We start from the raw sequence: 12,642 nt of genomic DNA on the forward strand, positions 1-12,642 counted from the left end.
TTTCCACTTTTCCGTGGAATTAACCGGAACGAGAATGCGGTTTACTATATGGGAAAGGTAGTGGTTCAGGTCAGAAAATGAAGCGTTTATTCTCAACTAATTTGCCGAACGATGAAGTGCTTTGGGATCGCTTTAAAAAGGGTGACCGCCAGGCCTTCGAGCAAATTATTTCGGCACATTATGCCGCGCTGTTCCGGTTTGGAACGCGCTACTGCAAAGACACTGATCTGATTCAGGATTGTCTGCACGACATGTTCGTGTACCTGTGGGAACGGCGTTCGCACATCGGCGGTACGGATAATATTAAAAAATACCTGCTCAAATCACTGCGCCACAAAATATTGCTCGAACTACAACGGACCCAGCGCCGGGGCTGGGTCGATGAAGACGAAGCACTGGACGTTACACCCGAGCAACCCTTCGAAGATTTTTTTATGGCCATTGAGGCTGAGCAGCTCTCAGCCCGAAAAATAAAGACCCTGTTCGACCTCCTCCCCCAGCGTCAGCAGGAAGCGCTCCACCTTCGCTACTTTCAGGAACTCGATATTGAACACATTGCCGATGTAATGGCCATCAGCCGGCAGTCCGTTTCCAACCACCTCCACAAAGCCCTGAATTTTCTGCGGGAACACTGGTGATCCCTTCCTTTCTGTCTTCCCTAAATTAAAAATCACTTTACTTAAAAAAAATAGCAGAATTAGAGGGTATGATGCGCTGACTGGCTAATTATATAAGTAGACTAGCCAAAAAGTAGACATTTTCTATGAAATCATTTGATCATTTCGAGCTACGTGATTTTCTGGAAGACGAATCATTTCGATTATGGGTGTTTGAGCAAGCCCCGGCCTCAGTTGTAGAGTGGTGGGAGCGCTTTCCGGTTATGTTTCCGCAGAAGGCCATGCTGATGATCCAGGCCCGTGAAACACTACAGGCTATTCAGGAAGATACCCTTGACCCAACACCCGACTTAGTTTACCGAAACATTCAACAAATCATGCAGGATACCGAACCAGCCCTGCATGACTCGGTACCTTCTATATCATACGGGCGGCTGGCCTGGGTGACGGCTGCCTCGGTAGCTGTGATTTTGTTTACCTGGTTTGGCTGGTACAGCGGGCAGGATAAACCAACCACCGTGTACCAGAAGCTGGTGACAACGTCCACCCTGCCCATGAAGGAAGTGATTAACACGGGGGCAAAAACGAAACTGGTGCTGCTGGCCGATGGGAGTTCGGTCTTGTTGCAGCCTAACAGCCGTATCAGTTACCCGAGTGCCTTTTCCAGCTATAAAAAACGGGAGGTGTATCTGGTCGGGGAAGCGTTCTTCGAAGTAGCCAAAAATCCCGATAAACCCTTTTTTGTGTACGCCGACAACCTGATTACGAAAGTACTGGGCACAAGCTTTACCGTGCGGGCGTACGACAAAAAAATCGTTGACGTTACGGTGAAAACCGGGCGCGTATCTGTCTTCACCCGCACGGATCACGAACGCGTGGAAAAACAGGAGTCCCGTCAGTTAATCGGGCTGGTGCTAACGCCCAACCAGCGCGTACATTTTAATCGGGATGAGAGTCAGTTGTTCCGGTCGCTGGTCGATTCACCGACGCTGCTGGACATGCCCATTCAGCAGGCCATGTTCGAGTTTAGCGGAACCCCCATTGCGCGGGTTTTTGCCGCCCTCGAAAAAGCGTATGGCGTTGAAATTGTCTTCGATGCTGAGGTCATGAAAAACTGTTACCTGACGGCCTCCTTGGATGACGAACCCCTGTTCGAAAAGCTAACGATGATCTGCCAGACGCTGGATGCACAGTACGAACAAATGGATGGAAAAATAATCATTACCAGTAAAGGGTGCCTCTGAAATTACTCAACTTACTAAACCAGCCTATGCCCGAAAAACACTCACGCTAGAATACAAAAAAAAGAGTCAGCGATGCGCCAACATCACTGACTCCAGAATTTAGTCTCCCAATTGCTCTCTGCGAAAAAAGCATGCCCTGGTGGGGTATAGGGATTTTTATTGCCGATGTAAACCGACAACCAATTCAAAAGTATGACAAATAGAATACAAATGCAGCAAAAGCTGCTCAAAATTATGCGAGTCAGTTTTTACCTGTTTTTTGTGGTGACCGCCTTTGCGACCATAGCAAGAGCGAACGACACGTATGGTCAGGAATTACTTAATCGCCGGGTGAGCCTTCAGCTGTCTAATCTGACCATCGAGCAGGCCATCAGCCGCATTGGGAAAGAAGCCGACGTGAAGTTTATGTATAACCCACGCATTTTTACCCAGCAGCGAATCAGCTCGTTCTCGTTTACCAACGAAAAGCTTTCTGATGTACTCAACGTTGTGTTAGGACCCGCAGCCATCAACTATGAAGTGGGCGGCAAAACGATTATTCTGAAACGGGCAGCCGATGCATCGTCCACAAGCGCCCGCCCAGCCGCTGACCCAAACGCCGAAAAATCCGTTCCGCCAATAACCGTCACGGGTCGGGTTCTCGATGAAAAAGGGACAGGGTTACCGGGCGCAACGATTCTGGTCAAAGGAACTGCCAACGTCGGCACGGCAACCGACGCCGATGGCCGCTTTACCCTGAACGTACCCGACGGTAACGGAACGCTGGTCATCTCATCGATCAGTTACACAACGCAGGAAGTCGCCATTAATAACCGAACAACCCTCCCCGATATTCAACTGGCCTCCGACGTAAAATCACTGAACGAGGTGGTTGTGGTTGGGTATGGTACGCAGCGCAAAAAAGACCTGACGGGTGCCGTTTCGGTGGTTAACGTGGCAGAATTACAGCAGCAGCCAACCGCTCAGATCACCAACCAGTTGCAGGGCCGGGCATCGGGCGTTACTGTACTGGGGTCGGGTCAGCCGGGCGAGGCTCCCCAGATTCGTATCCGCGGGCTGAATACATTCGGCAATAACCAGCCGCTGTACGTGGTTGATGGTGTACCTACGCAGAACATCAACGACATCAACCCCAACGACGTTGCCTCCATGCAGGTATTGAAAGATGCCGGTTCAGCGTCGATCTACGGTTCGCGGGCGGCCAATGGCGTGATCATCATCACCACTCGTCGCGGAACGGGTAAAGTAAAAGTGCAGTACGATGCCTATTACGGGGTTCAGATTCCTAAGAGCGGCAACGTATGGAACCTGCTTAATCCGCAGGAAACGGCTCAGTTGAAGTTCAATGCCCTCCGCAATGCCAACCCGAATGTGGCTATCAACGATCCGTTGTACGGTAGTGGTACCACGCCCGTTTTACCGGATTACATTGCCCCCCAGGGTGCGAAAGAAGGCGACCCTTCCGTCGATCCATCGCGGTACAATGTTAACCCGACGTACAACGATGCCGCGCAGTACAACGCATTCAACCGAATTACTCGCGCCAACAAAACGGGAACGGACTGGTTTCACGAGATTTTCAAAACAGCACCCATCACGAGCCATAACCTGGCCGTTAGTGGTGGTAGCCCACAAGGCAATTACCTATTCTCGTTCAACTATTTCAACCAGCAGGGTACACTCATCAATACGTACCTGAAGCGCTACACGATCCGGTCGAATAGCCAGTACAACATCCGGGAGAATATTCGGGTAGGCGAGAACATTGCCTTTTCCGTATCGGATAACCCGCGCGTTAATGCGTTGCAGGAAGGCAGCGCCATCGGGATGGCATTCCGGGAGCAGACCATTATTCCGGTGTATGACATTGCCGGAAACTACGCCGGTGGCTACGGTCAGGGATTGGGGAATGCCAATAACCCCGTTGCGGTTCAGCAGCGGACGGCCAATAACCGGGGGCAAAACAACCGCCTGTTCGGTAACATGTACGCAGAAATCGACTTTCTGAAAGACTTCACGGCCCGCACCAGTTTCGGGGGCGAAATCTACACGGGTAACTTCCATTCGTTCACGTACCCAACGTATGAGAACCAGGAGAACACCACGACCAACTCGTACACAGAAAATACCTTCAACGGGGCGAACTGGACCTGGACCAACACCATCCAGTACCAGCATAATTTCAACAATACGCACGACCTGAAAGTACTGGTCGGTACGGAAGCGTATCAGAACCAGGGCCGCAATGTGGGGGGTACAACGCAGGGCTACTTCTCGTTTGATCCTAATTTTACCAACCTCTCAACGGGATCGGGAACGCCAACGAACTACAGCAATCGCTACGCCGATGCGCTCTTCTCGCTGATTGGCCGGGTCGACTACTCGCTGAAAGACAAGTACCTGTTTGGCGCAACGATTCGGCGCGATGGTTCATCCCGTTTCCTGAACTACCAGTATGGCTGGTTCCCGGCGGTGAGTGCCGGCTGGCGGATTTCGCAGGAAAGTTTTATGAGCGGACTGACCTGGCTGAATGATTTGAAAATTCGCGGGGGCTACGGAATCATGGGTAACCAGTTGAACGTTGATCCGGCCAATGCCTACACAACGTATGGTGGCGACCGGACCTCGTCTTACTACGCCATTACCGGTTCAAACTCGGCCAACTCGCTGGGCTTCCAGCGTACCCGCATCGGTAATCCCGACGCTCGCTGGGAAAAGAACATCAACGCCAATATCGGCTTCGATGCCAGTCTGTGGAAAGGCAAACTGGACCTGACTGTCGATTACTACAACAAACAGGTCCGCGATCTGCTCTACACGCTCGAACTGGCCGGAACCGCCGGTTTGGGAACTGCGCCTGCCGTTAACGTGGCCAAAATGCGTAACCACGGTCTCGACATTGCTGCATCGAGCGCCATTAATGTAACAAGTGATCTGAAGCTGACCGGAACCCTGACGTTTACCACCTACAACAACAAGATTGTTTCGCTGGCGGATGGTGTCGACTATTTCGATCAGGAAGGTCGTCGGTTTAACGGAAGCTACGTTGTTCGCAACGCCGTCGGTCATTCAATTGGTCAGTTCTTCGGCTACAAAACGGCCGGTTTCTGGAATTCACAGGAGGAGATCAACGCAGCCAATGCCCAAGCGCAACAGACAACGGGCAACACCGCAGCCGTGTACCAGAGCGATGTAGCCGTCGGTCGGTTCCGGTATGCCGATACCAACGGCGATGGTCAGATTACCGAAGCCGACCGCACCTTTCTGGGTAACCCAAACCCGAAGTTCAGCTACGGGTTTAACCTGGGCGCTACCTACAAGAAATTCGATTTCAGCATTTTCTTCTACGGTACGCAGGGTAACGACATCTGGAACAACGTACGCTGGTGGACCGATTTCAACGCTAACTTCCAGGGGGCCAAAAGCCAGACCGCTTTGTATGATTCCTGGACACCCGATAACCACAATGCCAAAGCGCCAATTCAGGAAACCGTTGGTTCATTCAGCTCGGCCAACGTACCCAACTCGTATTTCGTAGAAAACGGGTCGTACCTCCGGGCCAAAAACGCGCAGCTTGGGTACACACTACCCGCCAATACGCTGAAAAAACTGGGTATTGAACGGATGAGGGTCTATGTTCAGTCGGCTAACCTGTTCACGATCACCAAGTATTCAGGTCTAGACCCTGAGATCGGCACCACCGCCAATACCAACAACAGTTCGGGCGGTAGTTTGAATCAGTCGTTCTCGAACAGCACCTCGTTCGGTATCGACGAAGGCGTTTATCCGAACCAGCGCCAGTTCCTGTTCGGGCTGAATGTGACGTTTTAACCTGTATTATCTCAACACAAATGAAAGTAGCACACTATATAACGATCATGGCAGTTACGGCTGCTGGATTAACGGGTAACAGTTGCCAAAACAGCCTGGAGATACCCGCTCAGGGTGCCCTGAGCGATCAGGTATTAGCCACCCGGGCGGGCGTGGATGCTTTGCTGACGGGTGCCTACGCGGCCCTGGATGGCCAGTACAACAATGGATCCGCCCTGAATTTGAGTGGCTCTGATGCCTGGCAGGCATCGCCCAGCAACTGGGTATACGGTAGCATTGCCGGTGGTGAAGCGCATAAAGGCAGCGACGGCAGTGACCAACCCGCCATTGATGCCATCGCCAAATTTACAACCGATGCCAGCAATGGGTATTTCAACGGCAAATGGCGAACCGTGTACGAAGGTGTAAACCGGGCCAACTCGACGCTGCGTCTGTTGGCTCAGGCAACGACTATTTCGGATGCCGACCGGACCCTGCTGGCTGCTCAGGCCCGTTTCCTGCGCGGACACTATTATTTTGAGCTGAAGCGGATGTTCAACCGAGTACCCTGGATCGACGAAACGATTGAAACATCGACCGCGAATGCTCAGGCAAATACAACGGATATCTGGCCAAAGATTGAGGCTGATTTCAAATACGCGGCCGATAACCTGCCAGCTACCCAGTCCGATGCGGGCCGGGTCAACAAGTGGGCCGCTACAGCGTATCTGGCCAAAGCGTATTTGTACGAGCACAAATATGCCGAGGCAAAACCACTCTTCGATCAGGTGATCAGTCAGGGGGTTACGAGCAATGGCCTGAAGTATGCCCTGGTGACTAAGTACCACGACAACTTCGATGCGGCTACGGAAAACAACGCGGAATCTGTGTTCCAGATCCAGATGGTAGCCAATGATGGTACGGGTACGATTGCCAGCGCCAACCAGGGCGATATGCTGAACTTCCCCTATGGCAACAGTCCTTTCCGGTGCTGCGGCTTCTTCCAGCCTTCGCAGGATCTGGCTAACTCGTACCGCACCGATGCGACGGGGCTACCCTACCTGACCGACTACAACAGTCATCCGGTCAAGAACGATCAGGGTGTTGCGTCAACGCAGCCTTTTACGCCGGACGCCGGTACACTGGACCCACGCATCGACTGGACCATTGGCCGTCGGGGCATTCCGTACCTGGATTGGGGCAACCACCCCGGCGCCGACTGGATCCGGAGCCCTGGCCAGACGTATGCCGGTCCTTATTCGCCCAAGAAAAACATTTACATGCAGGCCACGCAGGATCAGTACGCCGATAACCATTCGTGGGCACCGGGCACGGCCATTAACCTCAATCTGATTCGGTACGCCGACGTGTTGCTGATGGCAGCCGAAACGGAAGCCAATTTGGGTAACTTCGAACAGGCACAAACCTACGTTAACCAAGTACGGGCACGGGCCGCCAATCCGGTCAATTTTGTGTATAGGTATACAAACGAAGCCGCACCGCTGTCGGGCTATTCGACAACACCCGCGGCCAACTACAAAATTGCGGTGTATCCGGCGGGTGCCTTTGCGGGTCTGGGCAAAACCGGTGCGCTGAATGCAATCTATTTTGAACGCAAGCTGGAATTGGCCACTGAAGGGCACCGCTTCTTCGATCTGGTCCGCTGGGGTGTTGCCGAAACCGAGCTGAATAAATATTTCAGCTACGAAAGTACCATCACGACGGATATTCGGGGCGGCCGCTTCGTGACCGGGAAGAATGATTACTACCCCATTCCACAACGGCAGATTGACCTGAGTACATCGGGTGGCAAATCAACGCTGACGCAGAATCCGGGGTATAATTAATGGATCGAGCGTTTGATAGGTATAGAAAAGGGCAGTCATCGCACTGCCCTTTTTCTTGTCCGAAACCACTACCAACTGACGCGTTCCGTTTCCGTAAATGCTTCCCCTTATGCGCCATTCGTCTATTCTTCATTCCAGTTGCCTCGTGGTATTGGCTGGCCTGTGTCTGGCCATGACCAGTTGTCAGTCAGGCAACGACTCATCGACGGCCAACCTGCCAGCGGCCTCCGAAGGCGAACGACTGGCCCGGAACTACTGCGGCCGTTGCCACTTACCCGTTGCGCCCGATGCACTGGACAAAGAAACCTGGAGCAAGCGCGTTTTACCGGCAATGGCACTTAAGTTGGGGCTGGAGGTCTGGCAGAAAACGCATTACTATTACCCGTCAACAGCCACTATTTCTCAGGCAGACTGGCTGAAGCTGGTTGATTACTACGAAACATTGGCTCCGGTAAAACCCAAAAAGGCAGTCACCCCCATTAAACCAGTAGCCGACTGGTCTGTTTTCAGGTTAAAAAAGCCCGCCGAGGTAACCAGCAAACTGGCCACAACGACCCTGGTTGCTTTCGATTCGGTTCATCATCAACTTTATACCAGCCATGAGTCTGACGCAGGGCTTTATCAGTGGAATTCATCCTTAACACCAACGCTGATTCGAACGCTGCCTTCTCCGGCGGTTCAGGCCAGTTTCAGCGTCGATGCGACCGGTTCGCCACGGGCACAACTTACGTGCATTGGTACCCTGCTGGCAGTTGATCGACCCTCGGGCGAAATTCTGGACATTAGCCTAAAAAAAACGTCTGCATCGCCTGCCACTAGTTTGGCCAGTCAACTGCCGCGCCCGGTGCAGGCTGTCCCCGGTGACTTTACGAACGATGGCCTAACCGACTGGCTTGTTTGCGGATTCGGGCATGAGCGAGGAGCCCTCTACTGGCTAAAACAACGCCCCGATCACACGTTCGAAAAAGCGATAATCAGAGAGGTTGCCGGAGCATCGCAGGTGATATCCGGTGATTTCAACCACGATGGGTGGCTTGACTTTATGGCCTTGTTTGCCCACGCTGACGAAGGCATCTGGCTGTTCACAAACGACCAGAAAGGCGGCTTTTCTGAGAAAAATTTACTACGCTTTCCGCCCGTTTACGGCTCAACCAGCTTTCAACTGATCGACATCAACAAAGACGGGCGTCTGGATATTCTCTATACCTGCGGGGATAACAGCGATTATTCGCGCATCCTGAAACCGTTTCATGGCGTTTATATCTTCACCAATCAGGGGAACGACCAGTATAAACAAAGCTATTTTTACCCGATCAACGGCTGCACCAAAGCCATTGCCGCCGACTTCGATCTGGATGGGGATCTGGACATAGCCACCATTGCGTTCTTTGGGGATCTGAAGAACAACCCTGCCGAAACGTTTATCTATTTTGAGCAGGCAAAACGTCAATCGTTCATTCCTCACGCGGTACCGGTGAGTCAGTACGGGCGCTGGATTTGCATGGATGCCAACGACTGGGACCGCGATGGCGACGTTGACATTGTACTGGGAAACTATTCGATGGGCTTCCTGAATGAGGTTGGTTTCACCCCTGCCTGGAATGGCTTCCTGCCCTTTATTGTACTGGAGAACCGACGGAAGTAATGCCGGTTGTCGCCTTCTTACCGGACTTTAAAGATGGCTGTTCGGGTGCAGGCAGCTTTGCCAGTATTCAATAATAAGCCGGAGTTGTCGATTGAGTCCCGAGTAATCAATAGCCTTTTTGTAAAATCCCTGAACCAGGCAATCGTACGCTTCCCTGACCAGTTGGCGGTTGGCGGCTGTTGTCAGGTAAACGAAGGGAATCGATTTCATTCGTAAATACTCATTCTCATTGATTTCTTTCCGTAGCTCCAGGCCATTCATGATAGGCATATTGATATCGCACAAAATCAGAAACGGTTCATCGGTAGTGGTCCTCAAGTAGTGCAGAGCGGTTTGCCCATTGGAAAAGAAGCGAAGTGGATTGGGAAGGTTAAGCTGCCGAATGACTTCACCGATCAGGTACTGATCGTCTTCATCATCCTCGATAGAAATAATAGGCCCCGTCAATGACATGCGTTGTAGTATAAATGCGGTTCGAAACTAAATGTATGACTACCAGGAAAATAGCGAATGAAAAACCTAGTTGTTTCCGTTTTTTATCTTCTCGCGGCTTACAATAAACTGGTAAATAGTCATTAAGACAAGAAATGAAGACCTAACGGTGTACCTCTTCACCTGGGTGCGCCGACCAACCATTACCCTCAACAAGGTACAATTATTTTAGCTACCCATCAGGAAAAATCCGCTCTTCGACGCTTTACTAAGTTCTCCTATACCTGTATTCGCTTTAATCCTGCCCTTGTATGCCAGAAGCAGCCACAGCCTCCCAACCAAGCACAATGTCTCCCATTGGCTTTAATGTACTGGCCTGGTCAGCCGTTATGTCGGAGCAACTAAATCCAATAACCGAACGACTGAAACAGATCGGGTACGACGGTATTGAATGCTTTATCGACAACCAGGACGTTGCTGCCTACCGTCGGTTTGGCGATCACCTGACGCAACTGGGCTTGCAGCGCACCTGCGTTATGGTCGTGGGTCCCGACCAGAATCCGGTCAGCGAATCAGCCAGAGTTCGGGAGCAGGCCGTGATTTTTCTGAAAGAAGCCATCGACCGGGCTCAGGCTATGGGGGCTACTGTTATTTGCGGCCCCATGCACTCCGCCTTTGCCACCTTTAGCCGACGCGAGCCCCAGCCCGACGAATACGCCTACAGTGCCGAAGTGCTTCATGCCGCCGGCGACTACGCCCGACAAGCCAACATCATTCTGGCCCCGGAAGCCTTGAATCGCTTTGAATGCTACCTCTGCAACACCATGAGTCAGCTGCTGGATCTGGTGAACCGGGCTGACCACTCGAATGTGCGGGCCATGTTCGACACCCATCACGCTAATATGGAGGAGAAACGTTTTCCGGAAGCCATTCGCACAATTGCGCCCGTACTGGCTCATGTGCACATCAGCGAAAACGACCGGGGTACTCCCGGCGATGGGCATATTCCCTGGGATGATACCTTCCGGACGCTGGCAGAACTGAACTACAACGGCTGGATGACGATTGAAGCCTTCACCCGAAACGACGTTGATTTCGCCAATTCGATCAACGTATGGCGGGAGTACAACGACCCCTGGGCTATTGCCGAGAACGGCCTGACATTTATTAAACTGATGCAGACCAAGTATGCGCGCTAGGTTCGCACCCAGGTTTGCTTAGTGAAACTGAGACGCCGACTTGTGGGAACTTCTATTTTGCAAGGCTGTTGAGGGCTGGCATCTTTACCTACTAGCCCTCTGAGAGGTTGTTTGAGATTTCACTGTCGTGATCAAAATCGCCCTTTTTGTCATCCCAACGAAGGCCCGGGTCGCCGGAGCGGGGATCTTCGTCGGGATAACAGAAACCATTCCCCAAACAACCCTATCCTGCCCAGTTCTCCCGGTCTAAACTCCGGTACTGGATGGCTTCGGCCAGGTGTTCGATGCGGATATCGTCGCTGGCCGCTAAATCGGCAATAGTGCGGGATACTTTCAAAATACGGTCGTAGGCGCGGGCCGATAAACCCAGGCGCTCCATAGCCGTTTTGAGCAAAGCCCGGCCGGGATCGCTGATCAGACAGATTTCCTTGACCAGTTGTGAGGGCATCATGGCGTTGGAGTAAACACCCGGCTGGTTAGCGAAGCGGGTTGTCTGAATCTCGCGGGCCCGAATCACCCGTTCGCGAATGGCTTCGCTGGTTTCAGCGGGACGATTGGCGGTCATCTGGTCGAAGGAAACAGGAGTTACCTCAACGTGCAGGTCGATTCGGTCGAGCAGTGGCCCGCTGATTTTAGCCAGATACCGCTGCACAACGCCCGGTCCGCAGACGCATTCTTTTTCGGGGTGGTTGTAATAACCGCACGGACAGGGGTTCATGCTGGCAATGAGCATAAAACTGGCGGGAAACTCGACCGCCCATTTGGCCCGGGAAATGCTCACCTTGCGGTCTTCGAGTGGCTGACGCATTACCTCCAGCGCCGACCGTTTAAATTCCGGCAGTTCGTCCAGAAACAGCACTCCATTATGTGCAAGGGAGATTTCGCCCGGCTGCGGAAAGCTGCCCCCACCTACCAGAGCGGCATCCGAAATCGTGTGGTGCGGGGAGCGGTATGGCCGCGTTGCCAGGAGGGTGGCCCGGGTACCAAGCTTACCCGCTACAGAATGGATTTTTGTCGTTTCAAGTGCTTCCTGCAACGTAAGCGGGGGCAAGATACTGGGCAGGCGTTTCGCCAGCATCGTTTTTCCCGCGCCCGGCGGGCCAATCATAATCACGTTATGCCCCCCAGCAGCCGCTATTTCCATAGCCCGTTTTATGTTTTCCTGGCCCTGCACGTGCGAAAAATCAGCATCGTACGCGTTGATCTGGCTCATGAACAGATCGCGGGTATCGGTTTCCAGCGGCACAATGTCTTTTTTTCCTTCGAAAAACTCGATAGCGTCCTGAATAGTCGCTACCCCAATTACGTCCAGCTGGTTAACGATCGAGGCTTCCTGGGCATTTTCGATGGGCAGCACAAAGCCCTTATAACCGCGTTTTCGGGCTTCAATAGCTATGGGTAATACGCCCTTGATGGGTCGCAATGTGCCATCGAGAGACAGCTCACCCATAATGACATAGTCCTCCAGATTGCGGGTCGTTGTGATCTGTTCAGAAGCCTGCAGCACGCAAAGCCCAATAGGCAGGTCATAGGCCGACCCCTCCTTCCGGATATCGGCGGGAGCCAGGTTGACAACTACTTTCTGGCGGGGCATTCGGTAGCCAAAAAATTTCAGCGAGGCTTCTACCCGCTGTTCACTTTCTTTAACGGCACTATCGGGCAAGCCTACCAGATGAAAATGCAATCCCTGCGCAACAACGACTTCAATGGTAATCAGACTGGCATTTACGCCGTACACGGCTGCGCCGAACGTTTTGGCTAACATAAAAAGAATTAAGTAAACGATTGTGGTCGATAGATTTTAACAGTACGCTTCTACCGGACCATAGAAAAAGCGGATTTGGTTTT

At 52.4% G+C, this 12,642-nt stretch carries 8 protein-coding genes; 6 read left to right on the top strand and 2 right to left on the bottom strand.

Annotation, left to right across the window (positions count from 1 at the left end):
* Positions 1-77 precede the first annotated feature (77 nt).
* The 5 genes from ACYU87_RS08255 to ACYU87_RS08275 all read left to right on the top strand — a co-directional run bounded on the left by ACYU87_RS08255 (position 78) and on the right by ACYU87_RS08275 (position 9,163).
* A complete protein-coding gene (locus ACYU87_RS08255; protein WP_461133552.1) occupies positions 78-638 on the top strand; it encodes an RNA polymerase sigma factor in 561 nt (186 codons plus the stop codon).
* 125 nt (positions 639-763) lie between these two features.
* A complete protein-coding gene (locus tag ACYU87_RS08260) occupies positions 764-1,861 on the top strand; it encodes a FecR family protein (RefSeq protein ID WP_461133553.1) in 1,098 nt (365 codons plus the stop codon).
* A gap of 192 nt (positions 1,862-2,053) precedes the next feature.
* Positions 2,054-5,692 carry a SusC/RagA family TonB-linked outer membrane protein gene (locus ACYU87_RS08265; protein ID WP_461133554.1) on the top strand — a complete coding sequence of 1,213 codons (3,639 nt, stop codon included), beginning with the start codon at positions 2,054-2,056 and terminating at the stop codon, positions 5,690-5,692.
* A 20-nt stretch (positions 5,693-5,712) separates the two neighbouring features.
* On the top strand, positions 5,713-7,518 hold the full coding sequence (locus ACYU87_RS08270; protein ID WP_461133555.1) for a RagB/SusD family nutrient uptake outer membrane protein: 1,806 nt from the start codon (positions 5,713-5,715) through the stop codon (positions 7,516-7,518).
* Positions 7,519-7,627: 109 nt separating this feature from the next.
* Positions 7,628-9,163: an FG-GAP repeat domain-containing protein gene (locus ACYU87_RS08275; protein ID WP_461133556.1), complete on the top strand. Its 1,536-nt coding sequence runs from the start codon at positions 7,628-7,630 to the stop codon at positions 9,161-9,163.
* A 27-nt stretch (positions 9,164-9,190) separates the two neighbouring features.
* On the opposite strand, the gene ACYU87_RS08280 is transcribed toward ACYU87_RS08275, so the two are convergent.
* A complete protein-coding gene (locus ACYU87_RS08280) occupies positions 9,191-9,616 on the bottom strand; it encodes a response regulator (RefSeq protein ID WP_461133557.1) in 426 nt (141 codons plus the stop codon).
* A 326-nt stretch (positions 9,617-9,942) separates the two neighbouring features.
* Here ACYU87_RS08280 and ACYU87_RS08285 point away from each other — a divergent pair, with 326 nt between their 5' ends.
* On the top strand, positions 9,943-10,794 hold the full coding sequence (locus ACYU87_RS08285; RefSeq protein WP_461133640.1) for a sugar phosphate isomerase/epimerase family protein: 852 nt from the start codon (positions 9,943-9,945) through the stop codon (positions 10,792-10,794).
* A 223-nt stretch (positions 10,795-11,017) separates the two neighbouring features.
* Here ACYU87_RS08285 and ACYU87_RS08290 read toward each other — a convergent pair whose 3' ends face one another.
* On the bottom strand, positions 11,018-12,559 hold the full coding sequence (locus ACYU87_RS08290) for a YifB family Mg chelatase-like AAA ATPase (protein ID WP_461133558.1): 1,542 nt from the start codon (positions 12,557-12,559) through the stop codon (positions 11,018-11,020).
* Positions 12,560-12,642 lie beyond the last annotated feature (83 nt).

The sequence above is a fragment of the Spirosoma lituiforme genome (genome assembly GCF_054776635.1).

Bases quoted from the DNA above. Each gene is read 5' to 3' on its own strand.
- ACYU87_RS08255 (WP_461133552.1), top strand. From the start codon at position 78: ATGAAGCGTTTATTCTCAACTAATTTGCCGAACGATGAAGTGCTTTGG.
- ACYU87_RS08260 (WP_461133553.1), top strand. From the start codon at position 764: ATGAAATCATTTGATCATTTCGAGCTACGTGATTTTCTGGAAGACGAA.
- ACYU87_RS08265 (WP_461133554.1), top strand. From the start codon at position 2,054: ATGACAAATAGAATACAAATGCAGCAAAAGCTGCTCAAAATTATGCGA.
- ACYU87_RS08270 (WP_461133555.1), top strand. From the start codon at position 5,713: ATGAAAGTAGCACACTATATAACGATCATGGCAGTTACGGCTGCTGGA.
- ACYU87_RS08275 (WP_461133556.1), top strand. From the start codon at position 7,628: ATGCGCCATTCGTCTATTCTTCATTCCAGTTGCCTCGTGGTATTGGCT.
- ACYU87_RS08280 (WP_461133557.1), bottom strand. From the start codon at position 9,616: ATGTCATTGACGGGGCCTATTATTTCTATCGAGGATGATGAAGACGAT.
- ACYU87_RS08285 (WP_461133640.1), top strand. From the start codon at position 9,943: ATGTCTCCCATTGGCTTTAATGTACTGGCCTGGTCAGCCGTTATGTCG.
- ACYU87_RS08290 (WP_461133558.1), bottom strand. From the start codon at position 12,559: ATGTTAGCCAAAACGTTCGGCGCAGCCGTGTACGGCGTAAATGCCAGT.